Source organism: Pseudomonas sp. NPDC086566 (genome assembly GCF_050280885.1).
GTDB classification, from domain to species: Bacteria; Pseudomonadota; Gammaproteobacteria; order Pseudomonadales; family Pseudomonadaceae; genus Aquipseudomonas; species Aquipseudomonas vlassakiae.
On record NZ_JBNNWD010000001.1, the window covers coordinates 273,138 to 297,333 of the forward strand.

General features: G+C 64.8%; 17 protein-coding genes and 2 pseudogenes. 12 read left to right on the forward strand and 7 right to left on the reverse strand.

Annotated features, from left to right (window positions below; translation table 11 throughout):
* The first annotated feature begins 66 nt into the window (after positions 1-66).
* From ACQKPS_RS01235 to ACQKPS_RS01265, 7 genes and pseudogenes are all read left to right on the forward strand, one after another.
* The gene (locus ACQKPS_RS01235) at positions 67-4,599 is read left to right on the forward strand and encodes an NEL-type E3 ubiquitin ligase domain-containing protein (RefSeq protein WP_427602219.1); all 4,533 of its coding nucleotides are present in this window, start codon (positions 67-69) and stop codon (positions 4,597-4,599) included.
* 111 nt (positions 4,600-4,710) lie between these two features.
* Positions 4,711-7,134: a dermonecrotic toxin domain-containing protein gene (locus ACQKPS_RS01240; RefSeq protein ID WP_427602221.1), complete on the forward strand. Its 2,424-nt coding sequence runs from the start codon at positions 4,711-4,713 to the stop codon at positions 7,132-7,134.
* Between the two features lie 90 nt (positions 7,135-7,224).
* Positions 7,225-9,231, forward strand: a complete 2,007-nt coding sequence (locus ACQKPS_RS01245) for an NEL-type E3 ubiquitin ligase domain-containing protein (protein WP_427602223.1) — start codon at positions 7,225-7,227, stop codon at positions 9,229-9,231.
* 179 nt (positions 9,232-9,410) lie between these two features.
* The gene (locus ACQKPS_RS01250; protein ID WP_427602225.1) at positions 9,411-9,971 is read left to right on the forward strand and encodes a DUF4174 domain-containing protein; all 561 of its coding nucleotides are present in this window, start codon (positions 9,411-9,413) and stop codon (positions 9,969-9,971) included.
* A gap of 156 nt (positions 9,972-10,127) precedes the next feature.
* Positions 10,128-10,361: pseudogene (locus ACQKPS_RS01255) on the forward strand (hypothetical protein); the annotation flags it as partial.
* Positions 10,362-10,456: 95 nt separating this feature from the next.
* A complete protein-coding gene (locus ACQKPS_RS01260) occupies positions 10,457-11,293 on the forward strand; it encodes a DUF692 domain-containing protein (protein ID WP_427602227.1) in 837 nt (278 codons plus the stop codon).
* Positions 11,274-11,972: a DNA-binding domain-containing protein gene (locus tag ACQKPS_RS01265; protein ID WP_427602229.1), complete on the forward strand. Its 699-nt coding sequence runs from the start codon at positions 11,274-11,276 to the stop codon at positions 11,970-11,972. Before ACQKPS_RS01260 ends, ACQKPS_RS01265 begins: the two co-directional genes overlap by 20 nt.
* A gap of 34 nt (positions 11,973-12,006) precedes the next feature.
* Here the strand turns inward: ACQKPS_RS01265 and ACQKPS_RS01270 are convergent, their stop codons facing one another.
* The 4 genes from ACQKPS_RS01270 to ACQKPS_RS01285 form a co-directional block, all read right to left on the reverse strand.
* Complete coding sequence (locus tag ACQKPS_RS01270; RefSeq protein ID WP_427602231.1) at positions 12,007-12,495, reverse strand: DoxX family protein; 489 nt, start codon at positions 12,493-12,495, stop codon at positions 12,007-12,009.
* Positions 12,496-12,510: 15 nt separating this feature from the next.
* Positions 12,511-13,131, reverse strand: a complete 621-nt coding sequence (locus ACQKPS_RS01275; protein ID WP_427602232.1) for a ferric reductase-like transmembrane domain-containing protein — start codon at positions 13,129-13,131, stop codon at positions 12,511-12,513.
* A 144-nt stretch (positions 13,132-13,275) separates the two neighbouring features.
* Positions 13,276-14,559, reverse strand: a complete 1,284-nt coding sequence (locus tag ACQKPS_RS01280; protein WP_254480460.1) for a sensor histidine kinase — start codon at positions 14,557-14,559, stop codon at positions 13,276-13,278.
* Entirely contained in the window at positions 14,556-15,296 is a 741-nt protein-coding gene (locus ACQKPS_RS01285; RefSeq protein WP_254480459.1) for a response regulator, read from the reverse strand. The genes ACQKPS_RS01280 and ACQKPS_RS01285 overlap by 4 nt, the downstream gene beginning before the upstream one ends.
* Before the next feature lie 220 nt (positions 15,297-15,516).
* Between ACQKPS_RS01285 and ACQKPS_RS01290 the strand changes: the two genes are divergently transcribed.
* Both ACQKPS_RS01290 and ACQKPS_RS01295 read left to right on the forward strand, forming a co-directional pair.
* A complete protein-coding gene (locus tag ACQKPS_RS01290) occupies positions 15,517-15,792 on the forward strand; it encodes a DUF2790 domain-containing protein (RefSeq protein WP_283723103.1) in 276 nt (91 codons plus the stop codon).
* Positions 15,782-16,321: a thioredoxin family protein gene (locus ACQKPS_RS01295; protein ID WP_254480457.1), complete on the forward strand. Its 540-nt coding sequence runs from the start codon at positions 15,782-15,784 to the stop codon at positions 16,319-16,321. The genes ACQKPS_RS01290 and ACQKPS_RS01295 overlap by 11 nt, the downstream gene beginning before the upstream one ends.
* Before the next feature lie 113 nt (positions 16,322-16,434).
* Here the strand turns inward: ACQKPS_RS01295 and ACQKPS_RS01300 are convergent, their stop codons facing one another.
* Together ACQKPS_RS01300 and aroQ are read right to left on the reverse strand one after the other, a co-directional pair.
* Positions 16,435-17,283 (reverse strand): shikimate dehydrogenase, encoded by an 849-nt coding sequence (locus ACQKPS_RS01300; RefSeq protein WP_427602235.1) that lies wholly within the window; start codon positions 17,281-17,283, stop codon positions 16,435-16,437.
* Entirely contained in the window at positions 17,280-17,729 is a 450-nt protein-coding gene (gene aroQ / locus ACQKPS_RS01305; protein WP_054885096.1) for a type II 3-dehydroquinate dehydratase, read from the reverse strand. The genes ACQKPS_RS01300 and aroQ overlap by 4 nt, the downstream gene beginning before the upstream one ends.
* A 216-nt stretch (positions 17,730-17,945) precedes the next feature.
* Between aroQ and ACQKPS_RS01310 the strand changes: the two genes are divergently transcribed.
* The 3 genes from ACQKPS_RS01310 to ACQKPS_RS01320 are packed head-to-tail and all read left to right on the forward strand — an operon-like array spanning position 17,946 to position 23,557.
* Complete coding sequence (locus ACQKPS_RS01310) at positions 17,946-19,199, forward strand: TolC family protein (protein WP_427602237.1); 1,254 nt, start codon at positions 17,946-17,948, stop codon at positions 19,197-19,199.
* Positions 19,192-20,403: an efflux RND transporter periplasmic adaptor subunit gene (locus ACQKPS_RS01315; protein ID WP_427602239.1), complete on the forward strand. Its 1,212-nt coding sequence runs from the start codon at positions 19,192-19,194 to the stop codon at positions 20,401-20,403. Before ACQKPS_RS01310 ends, ACQKPS_RS01315 begins: the two co-directional genes overlap by 8 nt.
* 16 nt (positions 20,404-20,419) lie before the next feature.
* A complete protein-coding gene (locus tag ACQKPS_RS01320; protein ID WP_254480454.1) occupies positions 20,420-23,557 on the forward strand; it encodes a CusA/CzcA family heavy metal efflux RND transporter in 3,138 nt (1,045 codons plus the stop codon).
* A gap of 204 nt (positions 23,558-23,761) precedes the next feature.
* Here ACQKPS_RS01320 and ACQKPS_RS01325 read toward each other — a convergent pair.
* Positions 23,762-23,887: pseudogene (locus ACQKPS_RS01325) on the reverse strand (REP-associated tyrosine transposase); the annotation flags it as partial.
* Between the last annotated feature and the right edge of the window lie 309 nt (positions 23,888-24,196).

Genomic DNA, 24,196 nt, shown 5'->3' on the forward strand with positions numbered 1-24,196 from the left:
TGTAGACGCTTGCCCATGCGCAGCAGCCATAGCCTCGGAGCCCAATCCAAGCAGAGGGCTCCGATCATGGCCACCGAACCATTGCAAATCACCGACCTGAGCAAGGTTTTGCCGGGCAGCCAGGACCTGTCGAAGCTTTACCAGACACAGAGTCAAAAGCTGTTGAACGATTTCACCCTGGCCATGCAGCAGACCTACCAGGACAACCTGATCGCCCAGCGTCTGCCAGCCTGGCTGCAAGCCTTGACGCTTGAGCAGTTGACTGAGCTGAACACGGCGTTGAACACCGGCCTGCGTTGCCGTCGGCAACTGGACGCCCGGCTCAAGGGTATCCAGGCCATCGAAGCCTTCTGCGTCCCCTTGTTGCAGCAGGCACTCGTGCCACTGACCGGGCCAGGGCATGACGTCGTCACACTGGCGTTCGACCAGGGCGTGAGCAAACCGCTCAAGACCTGGGCGCCCATCCGCACGCCGCTTGTGCGGCTTTTCTACAAGACCTTGCCATTACTCGAAGTCGCCTTGTGGAACTTCACTGTGGACGAAGCCAAGGTCGGCGGTCAGCCGCCGGGCAATTGCCTGGTCGATGCGAATGGCAATGAGATGGCCAGGCCATCCGCCGTGGAGTTCGCCCAGTTGTGCCGGAAACTCGACCTTGGTGCCCGCTACCAGGCGCATCTGGACAGGGTGCTGCTCTCGCCAGCGGGTACCGAACCGGGCGCATCTGTATCGGCCTTGCTCAAACAGGCATTGATGGCGGACATGCTGGTCGACGCCTACAAGGCCCGCTACCACCACAAGGTGCTGTCAGCCAGCGAGTTGCAACTGATCATCGGGCTGTGCCGCGACGGTGTGGTCGGCAAGCTCGATGGCGACCTGGTCAAGCCCCGGCAGTTGCGCCTGCTCGGGCACGATCTGCAGCAGATCGTGGTGCTCGATGTGTTGGCGGATGGTTGGCTGTTCGGCAAGAACCGCAGGCGGGTGCTGGTGTACATCCCCGGCGACCCGCACGGCCCCTGGAGTGTCCATGACGATCTGCAGGCGTTCGCCAGGGCGGTGCCCGGCAAACGCCTGCGCGAAGCGCGCTACCAGCACTTCTTCAAACGTTTCCTGCCGCAACGTGGGCGTGCCGGCTTCATGGCCCAGGTCAATGCATTGCTTGGTGACCTGGCGATATGGGCGACGCGCGACCTGGAGGAGCATCTCACGGACTATCCGTTGCCGTTGTTCGATCACCTGGCGGCAGCCCGCATCGATCAGATAAAGCGTGATGCGGCTTCAGTGCTCGAGCCGGTGGCCGCACTCGACCGCCGTCTGCAGCAAGCCCATCATCAACGCTTGGCTTCCGATGCCGGAGTGCTGCTGTCTCTGGTGGGCTTGTTCGTGCCGGCGGTGGGGATGGGCCTGTTGGCATTGCTGGCCTGGGACCTGCTCGAAGAGGTGTTCGAAGGCATTGAAAGCTGGCGCGAGGGCGATTGCAGCGATGCGCTGGACCATGTACTCAACGTGGGCAAGAACACGGCGCAGATCATCGCGCTGGCCGTGGCCGGCAAAGGCGCCACGCGTCTGTGGCAGGGCGCAGAACGCGTCGATGCGCTGGTGGCGACGACCTTGGAGGATGGCTCGCAGAAGCTCTGGACCCAGGACATCAGCGCCTGGCGAGGCACGTCGCCCGCGGCGGCCAGCATCGACGCCCGCGGGGTTGCCAGCCAGGGCGAGCGGCATTGGCTCAATCTCGATGGGCATGACTATCAGGTGCAGCCGCTTGGCGCCGAAGGCACCTGGCAACTGCGCCCGCGCGCCGGCCACGGTCCGCTGTTGGCCGGTAATGGCAGCGGCGCCTGGCGCCTGGTGACTGACGACCCGTCAGGCTGGTCGAATACCCAGCACATGTTCCGCCGTTTTGGCGGGCCGGTACTGGCGCTCGATGACGAACAGATTGACCGGGTGCTCGACATTCATGGCCTGGATGCCGATCAGTTGCGCGGTCTGCATGTGCGCGGCGAAACGCTGCCAGCCGAGGTGCTGGATACCGTGCAGCGTGTGCAACTGGCGCAGCGTGTCGATGAGCTGGGCAATCGCCTGGACCTTGGCGTGGCGGTCAGCGATACCCAGGCGCTGGCCGAAGCCAACGGCCTGCCGGGCGCGGCGTCATTGAACGGACCGGCACTCGCCACCCTGGTGCGCAGGTATCGGCGACGCCTGATCGGGCAGCTGTACGACCTGTCATCAGCGGCCTTGACCGTCAACGAATCTGCCTTGCTGCGGATGTTTCCCAGCCTGCATCTGCGGGCCGCCCGCGAGCTGCTGGCGCAGGCGAACCCCGCTGACCTGTCGCGCCTTGCCAGCACCGCCCGGGTACCCCTGCGCCTGGCCGAGGCGGCGCGGCGCAGTACCTGGCGGATACGGGTAACCCGTGTGCACGAGGCCCTTGCCCTGGACACGGCGCAGAGCGCTGATCTGGCGCGGGTAGCGCTGGGGCTGCTGAAGTACCTGCCAGGCTTGTCGCAGCTACCTTGGCAGTTGTTCGAAGCGCGTGTCGGCGGGCCGCTGCTAGGTGAGGCTCACGGTGTCGGCGAGGGCTTGCAACTGGTGCATGAGGCGGGGCAGTTCCGTGCATTTCGCGGCGCCGTTGCACTAGGCGCACCCGGTGAGTTGTTTGCCACCCTCCAGGGCGCGCTGAGTGAGCCCCAGCGCGCCGCATTGGCGCTTGCCGAGCCATTCCCGGTTCGCCTGCGCGAGCGCCTGGGGCAGCTGGCGCGACAACATGCCCATCAGATGGAGGCACTGCTGGGCATCGTCACCCGGCCGGGTGGGGCAGCCGCCTTGCAGCGTCTGAACGGCTCACTCCCTGGCTTTGCGCTCAGTGGCCGCGGCGCGATCCGGGCCTTGGCACCGCAGGCGCTGCACCCGGAAGTCCGGCGCATCTACCCTGCCTTCAGCGATGCGCAGGTCGTCGAGTGGCTGGCCAGTCTGCAACGCGATGGCCTCAATGCCTGGGAGCAATTGCCGCGGCTGCGGCAGCAGTTGCTTGACCTTGAGGAGCGCCTGCATCGCTGGCACGTCGAGCGTCGCCAGGATGCAGGCAGCAGGCAGGCGCGCGGGCGCATCAAGGCGCGCCTGATCGCCTTGTGGCGGCGCATTCCCGAGCCGCGTGAACGGTTGGACACCTTGAGTTTCACCGGCATGCAGCCAGGGCGGTTGCCGGACCTGCCGGACGCCCTGCGCTTCGACGGGGTGACCGAGCTGCGCCTGACCGGCATGGGCTTGCGCAGCATTGCGCCGTCGTTCATGGCCGCTTTCCCGCATCTGCGCAGCTTGCGGCTGCCCGGCAACCGGCTGACGCGCTTGCCCGCGCAACGGGTGCTCGCCGAGCTGGAAGAACTGGACCTGTACAACAACCTGATTGCCCTGGACGCTACCCAGGCAGCGCTGCTTGCCAGCTGCGAGCGCCTGCAGGTGATCAACCTGGCGCACAACCCGTTGACGCGGTCGTTTTCCGTCAGCGGCCTGGCACGTTTGAACCGGTTGTACCTGAACAGCACCGGCATCGACACGGTGCCCAACGGCCTCCAGGATTGCCCGTTGCTGACCATGGCCGACCTGCGCGACAACCGCATTACCCGCCTGCCTCGGGAACTGCTGGAGACGCCGGTGTGGACCGGGCGCACGCTGCGGCTGGAGGCCAACCCGTTGCTGGCCGAGCAGCTGGCACGCTTGCGCACGGCCACGCAGCAAGCCGGTCCTGACACGTTGATCGTCGAGCAGTGGGCGGCGGCATTACCTGCCAGCCTGCGCCATGGTTTCATCGAAACCTGGCGCGCGGTGCAGGCCAGGCCTGGCGCTGCCGGGGTGATGCAACTGTTGCGGGAGCTGCAGCTGACCGCCCATTTCCGCCGCTTGCCTCATGTGGTCGGGCTGCGGGTGTATCGGCTGCTGGCCAACATGCAGGCGAACGAGCAACTGTGCGAAGAGCTGATCGAGCATGTCGACGACGACCTGACCTGCCAGGATGGTCAGTTGTGGCGGCTGCAGCTGCTTGAGGCGCGAATGAATGCCTGGCAGGCCGCCAGCGAGGCAGCTCCCGGGCAGGCCCTGGTCGCCCAGTTGCGCTTCGGCAGGCGCCTGCGCCGACTTTACCGGGTCCAGGAACTGGTAGAGGCACAGGTGAGCCGCTGGGAAGCGGCAGGTGAGCAGGTCGACCCGCTGGAAGTGGTACTGGGCTATCAGTTGGCCTTGCGCGAGCACCTGGAACTGCCCATCGAGGCCGATCAGATGGCGTACCCGCAGATGGCGCGTCTGGATGTCGGCATCATGGAGCGTATCCGTGATCAGGTGCTGGTCGAAGAGTCCCAGGCGGAGCTGGCCGAGTGGTTGGTCGATCAGCGGTTCTGGCAGGACACGCTGGAAAAAAACCACGAGGCCGCGTTCGAGGCTTTCAACGCGCCTTACTTTGCGCGGCTGGAGCGCCTGGAACAGACACCGCTGGAAACCGCCGACAGTATCCATGGCGAGCAGAAGCGGGGGAGGAGGGTGTTGATGATTCGTTTGACCGAGCAGGCGATGGACAGCGTGCCCGGGGAGCAGGCGATCATGCTCTGAGGGGTTTGCACAGGCATCGTCGCTGGCAAGCCGGCGCGGTAGATAGCTGACGCCTGGATGGGATGTGCCTTGCATAGGCTCGTGGCTCTTGCCAAATCAGGAGCCACGCCCATGACCCGCCAAGCCAGTACCCCAGCGTCCACCTTCGACAGCCTGGCATTCGAGCAAGCTGCACAGGACCGCTTTATTCGCCAGCGTTTGCCCACCTGGCTGCTCGGCGCCACAGAGCGCGAGCTCGATGCCCTGGGTGCTGCCCTGCGCGAGAGCCTCAAGGCCCGCCAGCAGGTGAAGCGCGCGCTGGCAGACATCCAGCCAGTCGAACCCTTCGTCCGTGCCCTGCTGGAGCCTGCGATGTCAGAGCGGTTTGGCGCAGGCTTCGACCTCGACCAGTGGACCTTTCGCTCTGGACGGCGCGGTGGGCCGGTGATCAACGCGCAGCCAGTGGGTGCGCATCTGAGCGAACTGGTCTATGGCTCGACCACGTTGCTGGAGGCCGCCTTGCGCAACTTCACGGCGGCTCAGACCAGACCAGGCGGGCATCCCGAAGGCAACCGTCTGGAAACCGACTTGCAGCCAAAGCCCAAGGCGCCTTCGGCCTCGGCGTTCGCCACGCTTTGTCGTGATGTCGATGCGGGGGGGCTGTACCAACGACACTTGAAAGCAGTGTCCGAGCAGCATGCACTGGCTGCGCAGCTGGCCACCTTGCAGCGTTGGGACATGCTGGTCGATGCCTACAAAGCGAAGTGCCGAGGTGTGCTCAGCGAACCGGAATGGCTCATGGTGGAAGCGCTCTGCCGCACCGGCACCGCGCCCGATCTGCAAGGGGCGCCGGTGGTGGTCAAGCAACTGCGCGTGCTTGGCTGCGATCTGGAGCAGATCGTCGTGCTCGATGTCATCGACGTAGGGCTGTTGCGCAACAGCAGCCAGCGCGTGCTGGTATACATTCCCGGTGATCCGGATGGCCCCTGGAGCGCCCATGACAACCTGCTGCGCTTCGCCCGCACCGTGCTCGGCCAGCGCCTGCGCAAGGCCGATTACCGGGCGTTCTTCAGGCGTTTCGTGCGCCGGCGCGACAGCCAGCGCTTCTTCGCACCGGTCATCGAGGGCTACAGGGACTTGGCGATCTGGGCCAATATCGACCTCGATGAGCACATTCATGCCTATGCGCTGCCGGTGTTCGACACGCTGGGCAGCCGACAGGTCAAACAGATCAGGGACGACGCGGCGATGATTGCGGTGCCGGTAGCCGACCTGGACCGCCAGGTGCAGGCTGAACACGACCAGCGCCTGGCCAGCGAAGGCTGGACCCTGCTCAACCTGGCCGGGTTCTTCGTCCCCGCCATTGGCGCCGCGTTGTTGGCGATCACGGCCTGGCAGTTACTGGGCGAGGTGTTCCACGGCATCGAGGCCTGGCACGAAGGTGACGACAGCGAGGCGCTGGAGCATGTGCTCAATGTTGGCAAGGACGTCGCGGCGATTGCCGTCACCGCCGTGGGCGTGGGGGTCGCCAGCCGGGTTTGGCAACGCAGCGGCTGGGTGGACAGCCTGGTGCCGGCGCGACTGGCAAGCGGTGTTGAAAAACTCTGGGACCAGAACCTCGTGCCCTATCGCGGCGAGCCACCGCTGGACGCCGGCGTGGCAGATGCCCTGGGTGTGCGCCGCCTGGGCGAGCAGGCGTGGATCGAAATGGATGGGCAACAATACTCGGTGCAGGCGCGTGCCGAGGATGGCGGCTGGCAGCTGGCGCCGCAGCAGGGCCTGGCCCCGGAGTTGTTGCACAACGGCGACGGCGCCTGGCGGTTGCGCAGCGAACAACCGGCGCAATGGGCTGACACTTATCGTCTGTTCCGGCGTTTGGGGACGCGCTATGGAAAGCTGGATGACGAGCAGATCGATGAAGTGCTGACCCTGCATGGCTTGAGCGCTGATCACCTGCGGGCTTGGCACATGGAGGGCAGGCGCGTGCCCTTTGAAGTGACCGACAGTGTCGTGCGCATTCGCCTTGACCAGCATATCCGCCGCCTGGTGTCGCAGTTGCGCAGTGGTCAGGCGGTCGATGACGCAACGCTGCTGGCCCGGGCGAGGGCGCTGGAAGGGGCGGCGCAGCTTTCCGACCAGGCCCTGGCGGAATGGGTGTGGCAGCGCCGGCGCACGCTGCTCGGGCAGCTTCATGAAGGCTTGCAGGCAAGCAGCAACGCGGGTGTGCAAAGCCTGCGGCGGATGTTCCCGCAATTGCCGCGTCGCGCTGCTTCAGCGCTGGTGCGGGCGGCCCATGTCAGTGATCGTCAGCGCCTGCTCGACGAGGGGCGGGTACCGTTGCGCCTGGCAGAAGCTGCCCGGGCGGTGGTACGACGCGTCCGAGTGGCCAGGGTGTACGAGGCGCTGCGCCTTGACACGCCACAGAACGCCGACCTGGCACGGGTGGTCATCGGCTTGTTGCGATTTTTGCCTGGTGAGGCGTCGACGGTGCGTTGGCAGCTGCTGCAAGGTGACCTGGGCAGGCCTCTGCCCACCGGGATGGAGCAGGGCAGCTAGGTTGCCAACCTGCTCCACGAGGCGGGGGCGTTCCGGTGGGTCGATGCCGCGGGCACCACCCGCGCCGGGCCTGGTGAACTGTTCGAGGTCATGGCCGTTGCCTATGGGCCCGGCCAACGTGACGCGCTCGAAATTGGCGAACCCTTCGCCCATAACCTGCGGGTGATGATCGGCCACCAAGCGCTGCAACGCCGGGAGACCGTGGAGCAGTTGCTCGACGGCGGGCCCCGGCGTGCCTGGTTCCGCGCGCCGAGGCGGCTCGAGGACGGGCGCATTGGCTACCCGCTGAGCGGGCGCAGCCCCGGTGCCAATTCGCGTCGAGGGCGGCCGCAGGCGTTGTTCGTGCGCGTACGCGCCATCTACCCGGGGTTCAATGATGCCCAGGTACTCGCCTGGTTGACTGACATGCACGATGCTGGCCGGCCAATAGAAGCCGAGCTGACCCGTCTGGCCCGTGAGCTGGAGCTACTGCAGCAGCACCTGCAGCGGTGGTGTCGGCGTGCCGCCAGTGTGGCGGGGGAAGATGAACGGCGCTTCTTCGCCGATTCGCTGGTCAATTGCTGGCAACGCAGGACCACGGTGCTGACGCCCAGCAGCGAAGGTATCGTCAACTACCGCTTCACGCTCTACGCCGCAACGCCCGGGGGCTTGCCGGAGCTGCCCGCGGATGTGAGTTTCGCCCACGTGCATGAACTTGGCCTGATGGAGATGGGCCTCAGGAACATTCCCGAAGCCTTCATGCGCGCGTTCCCCAACTTGCGCGTGCTGGAGCTGTCCGGTAACCGGCTGCGTCAGCTGCCGGCGAACCTCGAACACCTGCAGGCGCTGCGTGAACTGGACCTGTCCAACAACCGTATCGTGCTCGACGCACCGCAGGTGGCGAGCCTTGCCAATTGCATGCAGCTGGAATACCTCAACCTCTCATTCAACCCGTTGGGCCGTGCGCCTTCGGTCATCGGGCTCGGCCAGCTGCGCCGTCTGCTGCTCAGTAGCAGCAATATCACAGTGTTGCCGCCAGGCTTGCTGGACAGTCCCGAGTTGCTCCTGGCGGACCTGCGCGACAACCGCATCCACAGCCTGCCGGAGCGCTTCTACCGGGCGCCGCAATGGATCCGCCGCATCATCCTGCTGGCCGGTAACCCGCTGTCCGAAGCACACAGCGTGCGCTTGCGTGCGGCCTTGCCGCAGGAGGCCAGCCTGTTGCTGCAGCAACCTAACGTGCGCGACTTCGCCCCCGCCCGCCAGCGCTGGCTGGATGCGATGGGCAGCCCTCGTCGCCCGGAACTGTCATCGCACTGGGAACTGATGGAGACCGAGCCTGGCGCGGGAGATTTCTATCACCTGCTGGGGCGCTTGCTGGACAGCGCGGATTTCCGCCAGAACCCACAATATCTGGCCGGGCGAGTGTTCAGGATGCTCGAGGCGATGCATGGTAATGCCGGCTTGCGCGAGCAGATATTCAGCCAGGTCAGCCGCGACCTGACGTGCCAGGACAGTGCGGCCCTTGCGTTCTCGAACCTGGAAGTCAGCCTGCTGGCATGGCGGGCGAGGCTCAATGCGGCCAGTGGAGCAGAGGAGCAGGCGTTGATGCACCTGGGCCAGCAACTGTGGCGCCTGGATGAAGTCGACCGCATTGCCCTGGAGGACATTCGCCAGCGCCGTGCCGGCGGTGGCAACCCGGATGAAATCGAAGTCGTGCTGGCTTACCGCCTGGCGTTGCGCGAAACACTCGATCTGCCGCTAGAGCCGAGCGACATGCTGTTTGCCGAGGTGGCCGGGCTGACCCCGCAGCGTATCAGTGCGGCGCGTGAACAGGTACTGGAGCGAGAGAACCCCGACAGCCTGGCCCAGTCGATAGTCGACCAATCGTTCTGGCAGGAACACTTGCAGCAGACCGAGCGAAGCCGGCTGGAGGCTCTGGATGCGCCGTACCATGCACGAATAGCGCGGTTGATGGACAGCGACTCGGTGCCCGAAGGCGAGCGGGTGGCGCAGATGGAGGCCGCCCACACTTCCCGTCAGTGGGCCCGCCGCAGCCTCATGCTGGAGCTGACCTTGGCCATCCTCAACAACGACAGCTCCAGTGCGCTGCGTTGACCCGCTGCGGCGTTGATGGGCTATGCTCATCAACGTCGGGGAAGGGATTGATCGGCTCGCGGACACTGGCTGTTACCTTTCCTTTGTGCTGACGACGCACCGGCTGGTTTAGGCTTTCGCGTAGGATCTTTCTCCAAGATCTGTAGTCTTTGGTTTATCGAGAGAATAAGGAGATGCGCATGCTCGTTCGGTCACTGTCCCTTGCCACCCTGCTTGCCGTCGCCGGTCCGGTGCTGGCCGCCGACAGCGATGCTCCGCTGGCCAAGGAGGTGGGCAAAGCCAGGCCATTGGTGGTGATTGCGCCAAGCAGCGCCGACCCGACCTTGCGCGGTTTGAACGAAGCATTGAAGGACCCCGCCACCCAGGCCTCCTTCAAGGAACGCGACCTGGTGCTGTTCAGTGTGGCCAACATGATGGGCAAGCGGGAGGACAAGAACCTCGAACAGCAGGCGACCATGGCCCTTATTCGCGAACTCAAGCTGGGCGCAAGCAAGGGCACCAAGGTCATTCTGGTTGGCAAGGACGGCGAGCGCCATGTGCTCAAGGACGACGATTCGGGTGAAAAGATCGACCCGCAAGTGATCTTCAAGGCAGTAGACGAAATACGTGCCACCGAAAAGCCCGTGACAGCCCCCGAGCCGGTGGCCGCCGCGCCGGAAACCAAGGGCAAGGACAACAAGCCCGCGAAGCCGGCCAAACCCGCCAAGCCCGCAGCTCCGCCCAAGCCTCTGGAGGATTGAGCCTGCAGGGTTAGCGCTGGTATCCGACGCAGTTTCTCGCAGCAGTCTTACACCCAGTGGCGTCCCTTCCGCGCCCTGTCGCCGACCTCGGCGATAGGGCGCGGTGCAGCGGTGCGGTCCAATGGCTCCACTTTCCAACCACAGTGGAGCTTGACCATGACCCATGAACGTAAATCTCTCGGCCTGCTGGGCGCTGCATTGCTCGGTAGCATGGCCGTCGCCAACAGCGCCTTTGCCGTCGAGCCACTACCCCAGGGCTACCTGCTTGCCGACGCCAAGGCTTCGGCGGAAGGCAAATGCGGTGAAGGCAAATGTGGTGGCAATGGCAAGGCCACCCAAAGCGAAGGCAAATGTGGCGAAGGCAAGTGCGGTGGTGACGCCAAGGCTGGCCACGGCAAAGCCGACGCCTGACCTTCACCCAGATCAAGCCACGGCGCTCGGGCTCCTGGCAGCCGTGGCGCCGTGGCTTGCCACGGAGATCATCCATGAATACTGCACCTTTGTTAGTCGGCTTGGGCCTGCGCCGGGGGCTCATGGCCGAGCTGTCGAGTGTCAAGGTGGGCGAAGTGGACTTTCTGGAATGCGCTCCGGAAAACTGGATCGGCGTTGGTGGCGCCTACGGGCGTGACCTGTCGTTACTGGCCGAGCGCTTTCCACTTGCCTGTCACGGCCTGTCACTGTCGCTGGGCGGCTGCCTGCCGTTGAACCAGACCTTGCTTGAACAGACCCGGCGTTTTCTCGATCAGCATCGGGTGCGCCTGTACAGTGAGCACCTCAGCTATTGCACCGATGATGGTTATCTCTACGACCTGATGCCCATCCCCTTCACCGAAGAGGCCGTGCATCATGTCAGTGCGCGTATCCGTCAGGTACAAGATGCGTTGCAACGTCGCATAGCGGTCGAGAACATCAGCTACTACGCAGCGCCTTATCAGGCCATGAGTGAGCTGGAGTTCATTCGGGCGGTGCTCGACGAGGCCGACTGCGACCTGCTGCTGGATGTCAACAACGTTCAGGTCAATGCCTGTAATCACCGCTATGACGCCCAAGCCTTTCTGGATGGGTTGCCTGTGGCGAGGGTCACGGGCATGCATGTGGCGGGGCATCATGACGAAGGCCCTGAACTGAAGGTCGACACCCACGGTGCCGCCGTCAGTCCCCATGTCTGGTCGCTGTTCTACAGTGCCTGCAAACGTTTTGGTATTCAGCCTACCGTGCTGGAGCGTGACTTCAATTACCCGACCATGGCCGAACTGCTGGCGGAAGTTGCGCGTATTCGCGCCGTGCAACAGGAGGCGGTCGATGCACGATCCATTGCGTGAACAACAGCACTGTCTGGCGCGGCATCTGCGTGATCCGCAACGTCATGCCCCCCCTCGTGGCCTGGAGGGGCGGCGCCTGAAGTTGTACAGAACCTTGTTCTACGGTGGTATCGAGGCTCTGCTGGGGGGCAGCTTTCCAGTACTGCGGCAGACCTTGGGTGATCAGCGCTGGCATGCGCGAGTGCATGATTTCTATGCCAATTACCGCTGTCAGTCACCCCTGTTCACCGAGATCCCGGCTGCTTTCGTCGATTACTTGCAGGGTATCGAACCCGATACCCCCTGGCAGCCGGAGCTGGCCCACTACGAAATGATCGAATCGCAGCTGTACCTGAGCGATGCCCGGGACCCTGAGCATGATCCGCAGGGTGACTTGCTGCAAGGCGAGCCGGTGCTGTCGAGCAGGGCATGCGTCCTGTCCTACCGCTGGCCTGTGGACCGCATTGGCCCGACGTTCCAGCCGCTCCAGGCGCCTGCGCAACCGACCTTGCTACTGGTCTATCGTGACGCCGCTTTGCAGGTGCGCTTCGCTCGCCTTTCGCCCATGGCGTACCGATTGCTGACCCAGGTTCAGGGCAGTGGTCGGCAGCGGTTGCAGGCGCTGGGTGCAGACCTGCAGGCCGGTCTGGCATTGCTCGAAAACCTGCGAGAGCAAGGCGTGGTCATCGGTACGCGTTGAAGCAAGAGGGGCTGCCTGGCAGCCCCTTTGCGCATTACCCCAAGATGCGCTTTCTGATCCAGTAATCCAGGCTCAAGTGTCCCGAGCCTTTAAGCAGCAACGGCGTCAGTGCTACCAGATAGATCAGCGGCAGTTTGAAGTTGCCGAAGCCCTGGTCGGTGATGGCATAGCCCTGGGCCAGTTCTGCCAGGCTCGACCAGTGTGCGGGCCAATGCACGGCAGCAATGGCCACCACGGTCACCACTATCAGTCCAGCCGATGCCAGCCGCGTACCCAGGCCAAGCAGCAACAACAGCGGCAGCAGCAGCTCCGCCCACATCGACAGCTGCCAGTTGAGCTCTGCGGGCAGCACATTGAAAGGAAACGGGAAGTTCGCCTGCAGATCGCCGAACCAGTTGCTGCCATTGAACTTTTCCCAGCCGGACTCGAAAAACTCCCAGGCCAGGAACAGCCGCAACGGCAGGTCGGCGCTCCAGTTGCCAAGGCGATCGAACGTCGTGAAGGTGCGGGTCAGTGTGGTCATGTGGGTCATCTCTTGTCAGGAAAGGGCAGAGGTTGCGCGGCGTTGCTGGTGAGCCAGCTTGGCGGTCAGCTTGAGCGCCGCGGCGCTGAACATCAGGGCGAACGCCAGCGGGTACCAGCCGCCCAGGGGGATGCGTTTGTAGAACGACAGGCAGAACACCCCGGCCAGTACCCACATGCCGGTGCTGTGCAGGGTTTTCCAGGCACGGCCGCCGAGCAGGCGCATCGGGGCCTTGAACGACGTCAGGGTGAGCAGCATCAGGAACAGGTAGCCGATACTGCCGGGCAGGCTCGAGGTGACGGTGCGCCCGGCCCAGAACAGCTCAGGGAATTGCTGGGCGTAGCGGTAGATCAACAGGCCATGCACGGTATGCGAAAAGGCGAAGGCCAGGCCTACGTAGCGCCGCTCGCGGAGCAACCGACGGCTGCCGTTGCCAGGCAGCAGCGTGACCAGCGACGAGGCCAGGAAGGCCAGCAAAAACAGCGCGAAAGAACTGCGTGCGGTGGCGCGGATGGCGCTGCGCAGGCCATCCGCACCGGGCGGATAACTGAGCAGTACCACGGCGGTCATGAACAAGGTCAGGCCAGCAAGGGCGGCGAACAGCTTCCAACCGGAGGGCAGGGACAGCGGCTTCATGGATGAGATCTCCCGGGTGTCATGGTGTGACCGGGAGTGTGTACGGGACGGGTATCTGCAGTGTGTCGGTGAAAGTGGCTTTGTGTATCGGACTGTAGCCATCGGGGCTGTAGGGCGGCCTCTTCAGGCCGCCGCTCAGGGGCGCTACAGCTCGATCTGCGCGCATAACCCTCCGCTTTTCCGGTTGCTCAGCGTCAGCCTGCCACCCATGGCCTGGGTCAGTTGCTGGGCAATGGCCAGGCCGAGGCCAGTGCCGCCGGTACTGCGATTGCGCGAGCTTTCAACCCGGTAGAACGGCTTGAGTACCTCGTCCAGCTCATCGGCGGGTATCCCCGGGCCTTCATCGAGGACCCGAATCAGCGTCTTGCCCCGCTCGCGGCTGACTTCAAGCTGCGCCTTGCCGGCAAATTTCAGCGCATTGTCCACCAGGTTCACCAGCACACGGCGCAAAGCATGCGGGCGCGTTTCCAGCAGACTGCCGGTAGCGCCCTGGCGTTCCACCTGGGCGCCACTGTCCTGGTAGTCGAACACCACGCTGTCGAGGAAGGCGTCGAGGTTGATCCGGCAGGGCGCCTCGGTGTTGATGTCCATGCTGCGAGCGTAGGCCACGCCTTCGCGGACCAGGTGCTCCATGGCGTCCAGGTCATGCCAGAGCTTGTCTTTCTCGACGCTGTCGTCCATCACCTCGACCCGCAGTTTCATGCGCGTGATCGGTGTTTGCAGGTCGTGGGAAATGGCAGCAAGCAACTGCATGCGCTCTTTGAGGTAGGCGGCGATGCGTGCCTGCAGGGCATTGAACGCCACGGCGGCGTACTTGACCTCGCGCGGGCCGCTCTCATCCAGCAGCACGCCAGGCTTGTCCGGGTCGAGGGTGTCCACTGCCTGGACCAGGCGGGTGAGCGGCCCGATGGCCAGGCGCACGGCGAGCCAGGTGCAGAAGAGCAGTACCGCCAGCTGGATCAGCAGAACCAGCGGCAACCAGCGCGCTACCGGGACGGGTGCAGGCGTGACATCGATGGTCAGTGGCGCACCATCGGCCAGGCGCAGGTGGGCCTGGAAGTGGGCGTTGGGGCCGGGAATGTCCTGGAAGGTCAGCGGGTACTGGGCACCGATGGCCTTGACGATCGATTCGGCAGCCATGGGAGGATCGGTGCTCGGCATCGCTGAACCCGGCAAGCCTTCGTCCAGCCGGTAGCGATAGGTGCGCCGCTCCAGCCTCGGCAGCCAGGCTGCACGCTCGGCGGCAGGCAGGCGGTCGAGGATGGCCACCGAGGTGACCACATCCTGCTCGAGGTTGCTGAGCATCATCGAGCGGCTGCTGATGTAGCGCTCGTATGCCTGCAGGCTGAACGACAAGCCATAGGCCAGCACCAGCCCGGTGAAGAAGATCAGTGCCAGGCGTGAGGCGAGGGTGCGCGGCCATTTCATGCCGGTGACTCGAGCAGTTGCACGGCCAGCGAGAACACATAGCCCTCACTGCGAACGGTCTTGATGCAGCTCGGCTCTCGGGCATCGTCGCCCAGGCGCTGACGCAGGCGGCTGACCAGCAGGTCGATGGAGCGGTCGAAGATGTCCGCCTCGCGGCCTTGGGTCAGGTTCAGCAACTGCTCGCGGCTGAGCACCCGTTGCGGATGGTCGAGGAACACCCGCAACAGGCGGTATTCGGCGCCGCTCAGCGCCACCAGCGTGCCTTCGCTGTCGAGCAGGTGGCGGGCGGTGGTGTCCAGGCGCCACTGGCCGAAGGCGAGCAGGCGGCTGCTTTCACTGATGGTCAGGTTCGGTGGCAGCATGCGGGTGCGGCGCAGCACGGCATTGATGCGCGCCAGCAGTTCGCGGGCGGAGAACGGCTTGGTCAGGTAGTCGTCGGCGCCCATTTCCAGGCCAATGATGCGGTCGGTCTCGTCGTTGCGTGCGGTCAGCATCAGAACCGGCGTGTTGCGGTGCTTGCTGGCACGCAGTTCGCGGCACAGCAGCAGGCCGTCGTCGCCAGGCATCATGATGTCGAGGACGATCAGGTCGACGCTGTTGGCCTCGAGGAACGCGCGCATCTGCCGGCCGTCGGCGACGATGCTGGTGCGCAAACCACTCTTTTTCAGGTAATTGCCGACCAGTTCGCGGATCTCACGGTCGTCGTCGACGATCAGGATGTGATCGACATGTTCCATTTGCAGCGTTCCTTTTCAAAAGGGGAGTGGGCGCAGTGTACCGAGCGCGTAGGGACTTGCCTGTGCGGTTTTGTATTGCAGTGTATCTGGGCTGGGTGGAGATACAGCAGGAAGCAGATCACAGGCCGGGGCGACACATTCGAGATACCTGGCGGGCGTGAAATGGCTCTCACCGGGGAGCAGTGATCCCCATTCCTGAAAAGTTGCAAGGAGAGATGCCATGAACTTCAAGACCATCGCCAGCGCCAGCGTGTTCGCCGTGCTCAGCTTCGGTGCCGTTGCCGCCAATGCCAGTTCCACGTCCACGAACGACGCCAGCGTCATGCAGTACCGCTACGGCGATCACCTGGATGTAAAGAAGGTGCTGTCGCTGAAAGACGACCAGCGCAATGCCTGCGGCCCGGTCAAGACGCGCATGGACTACCTCGACTCCCAAGGCCAGTACCAGAGCGTCGAATACCGCAGCTACGCCACGAGCGGTTGCCATGACAACTGATCGCCGAGGGCTGCTGAAGGTGGCGAGCGTGGCCTTGGCGCTGGTTGGCCTGGGCCTCGCTGGAGGGCAATTGATGGCTCGCGACAGTTACGGCAGCATGCCGTCGCTGGCCGGTGCCAGCCAATGGCTCAACTCGCCACCCTTGGACGCCCCGGCGCTCAAGGGCAAGGTGGTGCTGGTGGACTTCTGGACCTGGGACTGCATCAATTGCCAGCGCAGCCTGCCGCACGTCAACGACTGGGCACGGCGCTATGCCGACCAGGGCCTGGTGGTGGTGGGCGTGCATACGCCGGAGTACGACTACGAGCATGATGTCAGCCAGTTGCAAAGCAAGGTGGCCAGCCTGGGTATCGCTTACCCGGTCGCGGTGGACAATGACTACCAGGTGTGGAATGCCTGGGGTAACCAGTTCTGGCCAGCGCATTACTTTGTCGACCGGCAGGGGCAGGTGCGGCATGTGCACTTTGGCGAGGGTGACTATGCCGGGCAGGAGCAGGTGATAAAGGCGTTGCTGGATGAGAAAGGGTAAACCTGTGCCGGCCTCTTCGCGGGTAAACCCGCTCCCCCAGGATCACCTGGCTTTCACAGGCGGTGCTGTACCTGTGGGAGCGGGCTCACCCGCGAAGAGGCCGGCGCGGTTTGTCAGGAGAAACTGGCGAAATGCGCCTGCATCCGCTCGGCATCTGCCTGTTTGCCACTGAACAGCTCGAACGCCTTGACCGCCTGGAACACCGCCATGTTGCTGCCATCGAGCGTGCGGCAACCCAGCGCCCGTGCGGCTTTCAGCAGTTCTGTCTCCAGCGGGAAGTAGATGATTTCAGCCACCCACAGCCCCGGGTGCAACAGCTCCACCGGGAGCGGCGTGCCTGGCAACTTGGCCATGCCCACTGGCGTGGTATTGACCAGGCCGTCGGCTTCGGCCACTTCGACCGCGAGGTCCGTGCCAAGTACCGCGCGACCCGCGCCGAAATGGCCATTGAGGTTGTCAACCAAAGCCTGGGCGCGCGTTGCATCCACTTCGAACAGCACCAGTTGCCCGACCCCTTCGCTCAGCAGCGCATGGGCCACCGCCGAACCGGCGCCACCAGCGCCCATTTGTACCACGCGCCGGCGCGACACATCCGGCAGGCCACGCCGCAAGCCTTCGGCGAAGCCCAGGCAGTCGGTGTTGTGGCCGACCCGCTTGCCGTCCTTGAGCACCACGGTGTTCACCGCGCCGATGCCACGTGCCTCGTCCGACAGCTCATCGAGCAGCGGCAGGATGGCCTGCTTGAATGGGTAGGTGATGTTGAGCCCGGTGAAGCCGGTGTGCTGGGCCGCATCGAGCAGCTGCGCCAGGGCGCTGTCTTCCAGCTGGAGCTGGTCGGCGTCGATCAGGCGATAGAGGTAACGCAGGTGCTGGGCGTCGCCTTCGTGTTCGTGCAGGGCAGGGGTGCGCGAAAGCTGGATGCCACGGCCGATCAGGCCGGCGAGGATGGCGGGCTGGCTCATGCGCGCGGCTCCTGGAACATCTCGGCAAAGTGGCTCAGGGCCATGCGGTAGCCATGGCTGCCCAGGCCGCAGATGACCCCCACGGCAATCGACGAGACAAACGACAGGTGGCGGAACGGCTCGCGCTTGTGCACGTTGGACAGGTGTACCTCGATGACCGGGAGTTCGCTGGCCACCAGGGCATCGCGAATCGCTACCGAAGTGTGGGTCCAGGCGCCGGGGTTGATCACGATACCGGCACAGCGGCCCCGGGCGGCGTGGATCCAGTCGATCAGTTCACCTTCGTGGTTGGTCTGGCGAAATTCGATTTCCAGGCCGTGGGCATGGGCAGTGTCGGCGCAACCCTGGGCCAGGTCGGCCAGGGTTTCGTGGCCATACTGGGCGGGTTCGCGGGTTCCCAGCATGTTCAGGTTGGGGCCATTGAGCACGAGGATAAGGGGCTTCATGACGGGCATCGCTTTGTTGTTGTTGAATGCCGCTATGTTTGTACCGGGTGGTTAATTACGTCAATCCGCTCAGGTGTCGCAGGGGGGCAAAGTGGGCGATTATCGAACTTGTCCGGCAGCGTTCCGGATTACGCAATTGTAATGTTCACGCCACCGCCTCGATAACCAGCCCTCTCTACAGTCCTTCGCCAACGCTTGTCGACGAGGACTCTCGAAGTGCCCACCCCCCGCAAGATCGCCTTGCTCGGCCTGTTGCTGGCGGCCACCGCCAGCGCCGAGGCCGGGCTAGGCATGAGCCTGCCCGAGGCGCTGAGCGCCGCCTTTGCCAACAACCCTGAACTGGCCGCAGCCGGTCGCGACATCGGCATTGCCGAGGGCGAGCGGCGTCAGGCCGGGTTGATTCCCAACCCTGAACTGGCCTGGGAAATGGAGGACACCCGGCGCGAAACCAGCACCAGCACCATCACCCTCAGCCAGCCACTGGAGCTGGGCGGCAAGCGCGGTGCCCGCATCGCTGTGGCTGGTGCCGGCCAGGCCATTGCCCAGCTGGAGCTCGAACGCCAGCGCAATGGCTTGCGCGCCGATGTGGTCCAGGCGTATCACGCCGCCCTGCGCGCGCAGACCGGCGTGGAACTGGCGCAGCAGTCGCAAGCGCTGACCGAGCGTGGCCTACGGGTAGTCCAGGGCCGGGTCACGGCCGGCCAGTCGTCACCGGTGGAGGTCACCCGCGCCCAGGTCCAACTGGCCCAGGCCCAGGCCGAGGTGCGGCGTGCCGAAACCCAGCGCACGGTGGCCTACCAGGCCCTGGCGCGGTTGACCGGCAGTCCGCTGGCGACCTTCGACACCTTGCAGGCGGCCAGCCAGTCGCCTGGCGCTGCACCTTCAGCCGATGCTTTGCTCGGCCAGATCGAACGGACCGCCGAGTGGCGCCTGGCGGCCGCCCAGGTCGAGCGCGGCGAAGCGTCGCTGGGCTCGGAAAAGGCCCTGCGCATTCCCAACCTCACCGTCAGCGTCGGCAGCCAGTACAGCCGTGAGGACCGCGAGCGGATCAACGTGGTCGGGCTGTCGATGCCCTTGCCGTTGTTCGACCGCAACCAGGGCAACGTGCTGTCCGCCGCACGCCGCGCCGACCAGGCCCGCGACCTGCGCAACGCTGTGGAACTGCGCCTGCGCAGCGAAACCCGTAGCGCTGTCGATCAATGGCGCACGGCGATGCAGGAGGTGCAGGCCTACGACCGCACCATCCTGCCGTCGGCGCAGCAGGCCGTGGACACCGCCACCCGTGGCTTCGAGATGGGCAAGTTCGCCTTTCTCGACGTGCTCGACGCCCAGCGCACCTTGATCGACGCGCGCGGGCTGTACCTCGAGGCCTTGGCCGCGGCAACCGATGCACGGGCACAGGTCGAGCGGATCTACGGCGACCTGGATGGTTTGAGCAACATTTCGAGCAGTAGGAGCAACAATGGCTAACCCGCGCAAACTCGCTCTCCTGGCCGCTGCCATCGCCGTTCTCGGCGTGGCTGGCCTGGCCTGGACAGGCAGCCTGGGTCAGACCGGCAATGGCCAAGCCAGTAGCGCAGAGCCCCGGCACGACGATCATGGCGAAGACAGCCACGGTGACAGAGATGAGGCTGGTGAAGCGCACCAGGAAAAGGAAGGTGCGCTGCACCTGTCGATCGCCCAGATCGAGTCGGCCGGCATCCAGCTGGCCGCCGCCGCCCCACGGGCACTGGACACCGCCATCAGCTTCCCTGGCGAGATCCGCTTCGATGAAGACCGCACTGCCCATGTGGTGCCACGGGTGCCGGGGGTGGTCGAGGCGGTACAGGCCGAGCTCGGCCAGGCGGTCAAGCGCGGCCAGGTGCTGGCGGTGATCGCCAGCCAGCAGATCTCCGACCTGCGCAGTGAGCAGCAAGCCGCCCAGCGCCGCCTTGAACTGGCGCGCCTGACCTTCCAGCGCGAGCAGCAACTGTGGCAGGAACGCATCAGCGCCGAGCAGGACTACCTGCAAGCGCGTCAGGCCTTGCAAGAGGCCGAGATCGCCCTGGCCAATGCCCGGCAGAAGGTGGCCGCGGTCGGCCCGGCCGGTGCCGGTAACCGCTACGAATTGCGCGCCCCCTTCGATGCCGTGGTGGTAGAAAAGCACCTGACCGTGGGCGAGGTGGTCGACGAGACCAGCAATGCCTTTACCTTGTCCGACCTGAGCCGGGTCTGGGCCACCTTCGCCGTCGCACCCCGCGACCTGGCCCGGGTCACCAGCGGGCGCAGCGTGACCGTCAGCGCACCGGACCTCGGCGCCGAGGTCGAGGGCAAGATCAACTACGTCGGTAGCCTGCTCGGCGAACAGAACCGCGCCGCCACCGTGCGCGCCACCCTGGCCAACCCTGACGGCGCATGGCGCCCCGGGCTGTTCGTCAACATTGCGGTCAATGTCGAGCGCTTCAATGCCGCCGTCGTCGTGCCCGAGAGCGCGTTGCAGAGCTGGGAGGAACAGACCGTGGTGTTCGCTCGCACCGACGAAGGTTTCGAGGCCCGCCCGGTGCAGACCGGCCGCCGCGACGCCGGCCAGGTGGAGATCACCTCAGGCCTGGCGGCCGGTACCCAGGTGGCTGCCGCTGGCAGCTTCGTCCTCAAATCCGAGCTCGGCAAGGCATCAGCCGAGCACAGCCATTGATTGCGGGGACGCTTGCATGTTCGAACGCCTGATCCAATTCGCCATCGAGCAGCGCCTGGTGGTGATGCTCGCCGTGATGCTGATGGCTGCCGTGGGTATCCACAGCTACCAGCAACTGCCGATCGATGCGGTGCCGGATATCACTAATGTCCAGGTGCAGATCAACACCGCCGCGCCGGGCTATTCGCCGCTGGAGACCGAGCAGCGCATCACCTTTGCCATCGAGACCGCCATGGCTGGCCTGCCGGGCCTGAAACAGACCCGCTCGCTGTCGCGCTCGGGGCTGTCGCAGGTGACGGTGATCTTCGACGATGGCACCGATATCTTCTTCGCCCGGCAACTGGTCAACGAGCGCCTGCAGGTGGCCCGCGAGCAGTTGCCCGAAGGCATCGAGGCCGGCATGGGGCCGATCTCCACGGGCCTGGGGGAAATCTTCCTGTGGACGGTGGAGGCCGAGCAGGGCGCGCTCAAGGACGACGGCACGCCTTACACGGCGACCGACCTGCGGGTGATCCAGGACTGGATCATCAAGCCGCAGCTGCGCAACGTGCCCGGCGTCGCCGAGGTCAACAGCATCGGCGGCCACGCCAAGCAGTACCTGATCGCCCCCGAGCCCAAGCGCCTGGCGGCCTACAAGCTCACGCTCAACGACCTGATCGCGGCGCTTGAGCGCAACAACGCCAACGTCGGTGCCGGCTACATCGAGCGCAACGGCGAGCAGCTGCTGATCCGCGCGCCGGGGCAGGTGGCCTCGGCCGAAGACATCGCCAACATCGTCATTTCCAGTGTCGATGGCACGCCGATCCGCGTCAGCCATGTTGCCCAGGTTGGTCTGGGCGAAGAGCTGCGCGCTGGCGCGGCCACCGAGAACGGCCGCGAAGTGGTGCTGGGCACGGTGTTCATGCTGATCGGCGAGAACAGCCGCACGGTGTCCCAGGCAGTGGCGGCCAAGCTCGCCGAGATCAACCGCAACCTGCCCAAGGGTGTGGTGGCGGTCACGGTCTATGACCGCACCCACCTGGTCGAAAAGGCCATCGCCACGGTGAAGAAGAACCTGGTCGAAGGCGCGGTCCTGGTGATTGCCGTGCTCTTCCTGTTCCTGGGCAACATTCGCGCTGCGCTGATCACGGCCATGGTCATCCCGCTGTCGATGCTGTTCACCTTCACAGGCATGTTCAGCAACAAGGTCAGTGCCAACCTGATGAGCCTCGGCGCCCTGGACTTCGGCATCATCGTCGATGGCGCGGTGGTCATCGTCGAAAACGCCATTCGCCGCCTGGCCCATGCGCAGCAGCGCCATGGCCGCATGCTGACCCGTGCCGAACGCTTCCACGAGGTGTTCGCCGCCGCCCGTGAGGCGCGCCGACCGCTGATCTACGGGCAGTTGATCATCATGGTGGTGTACCTGCCGATCTTTGCCCTGACCGGGGTCGAGGGCAAGATGTTCCACCCAATGGCCTTCACCGTGGTGATGGCACTACTGGGCGCCATGATCCTTTCGGTGACCTTCGTGCCGGCCGCTATCGCGCTGTTCGTCACCGGCAAGGTCAAGGAAGAAGAGGGCGTGCTCATGCGCACCGCCCGCCTGCGCTACGCACCGGTGCTCGAGTGGGTGCTGGGCCGGCGCAAGCTGGCGTTCACCACAGCCGCCGGGCTGGTGCTGCTGTCCGGGCTCATGGCCAGCCGCATGGGCAGCGAGTTCATCCCCAGCCTCAGCGAAGGCGATTTTGCCTTGCAGGCGTTGCGCGTGCCAGGCACCAGCCTGTCGCAGTCGGTGGACATGCAGCAGCGCCTGGAGCAGGCGATCATCGCACAGGTGCCGGAGGTGGAGCGGGTGTTTGCCCGCACCGGCACCGCCGAGATCGCCTCCGACCCGATGCCGCCGAACATCTCCGATGCCTACGTGATGCTGCGCCCGCGCGAGCAGTGGGCCGACCCCGGCAAGCTCCGCGAGGAACTGATTGCCGAGGTGCAGCGTGCAGCTGCCAGCGTGCCGGGCAGCAACTACGAGCTGTCGCAGCCGATCCAGTTGCGCTTCAACGAGCTGATCTCCGGTGTGCGCAGCGACGTGGCGGTGAAGGTGTTCGGGGATGACATGGACGTGCTCAACCGCACCGCCACGCAGATCGCCGGCAGTTTGCAACAGGTACCCGGCGCCTCGGAAGTGAAGGTCGAGCAGACCACCGGCCTGCCGGTACTGACCATCGACATCGACCGCGACAAGGCCGCCCGCCATGGCCTGAATGTGGGCGACGTGCAGGACGCCATCGCCATCGCCGTCGGCGGGCGCACGGCGGGCACGCTGTACGAAGGCGATCGCCGTTTCGACATGGTGGTGCGCCTGTCCGAAACCCTGCGGACCGATGTCGATGGCCTGGGCAGCCTGCTGATTCCGGTACCGGCCAGCGCTGCAGCCGGTGCGGCACAGATCGGCTTCATCCCGCTGTCGCAGGTGGCCACGTTGAACCTGCAACTGGGGCCGAATCAAGTCAGCCGCGAGGATGGCAAGCGCGTGGTCGTGGTCAGCGCCAACGTGCGCGGGCGCGACCTGGGTTCGTTTGTCGAGCAGGCCGAGCAGACCTTGCTCGAGCAGGTGCAGATCCCGCCGGGCTACTGGACCCGCTGGGGCGGCCAGTTCGAGCAGCTGCAGTCGGCGGCCGAGCGCTTGCGGGTGGTGGTGCCGGTAGCGCTGCTGCTGGTGATGGCATTGCTGCTGATGATGTTCAACAACCTCAAGGACGGCTTGCTGGTGTTCACCGGGATTCCGTTTGCCTTGACCGGCGGGGTGCTGGCGCTGTGGCTTCGCGAGATTCCGCTGTCGATTTCCGCAGGGGTGGGCTTCATTGCCTTGTCGGGTGTGGCGGTGCTCAATGGCCTGGTGATGATTGCCTTCATTCGCAACCTGCGAGAGCAAGGGCGTGGCGTGCGTGCGGCGGTCGAGGAGGGGGCATTGACGCGCTTGCGGCCGGTGCTGATGACCGCGCTGGTGGCGTCGTTGGGGTTCATTCCGATGGCGTTGGCCACCGGCACCGGGGCCGAGGTGCAGCGGCCGCTGGCGACGGTGGTGATTGGCGGGATTCTGTCGTCGACGGCGTTGACTCTGTTGGTGTTGCCGGCTTTGTATCAATGGGCATACAGGCGCGAAGAGGATTGAAATAGCCGGGGCCGCTTTGCGGCCCTTTCGCGACACAAGGCCCACAGGCTTACCATAGCCTGAGTTGAATGATGAAACTGAGTTCTTTCAGCCTAATCACAGCCTGAAGTTAAGTATGGGACTGAGCTGCTGCAGGCTGATCACAGTCTGAACATTGGTTATGAACCTGTGGGAGCGGGCTTGCCCCGCGAACAGGCCGGTGCGTCATACCCATATCGCATCCCAATTCGGGTAATCCCTAGCATGCCTGACTAAACCTGCTCTGATCGGATTGGCAATAATGTACCTCGCTACTTGCAGCACACTCTCTTCCCGGCGCAACGCCCGGTCTCAGTAAATACAAGCCACCGGGTTGAGAGAAACGACCACGACGCAGGAGATGAGAGTGGGCACGTTCCATGTGTTGTCCCCTTGAAGAAGGTTCAAGGGCAACACTAGGTGATGTGCCGGTTGGGCATTTGGCGAACTGTTTGCAAAATATTGTGCCATCACCGGCCCTTTCGCGGGGCAAGCCCGCTCCCACAGGGATCGCGCCGATTTTTAGAAACTGAGTAATACAGTTACTCCCTGAGAGATCGCGTACCCCTGTGCGGCCTTGCCGGACCGGTCGGAAAGGGCCGCAAAGCGGCCCAGAGTGAC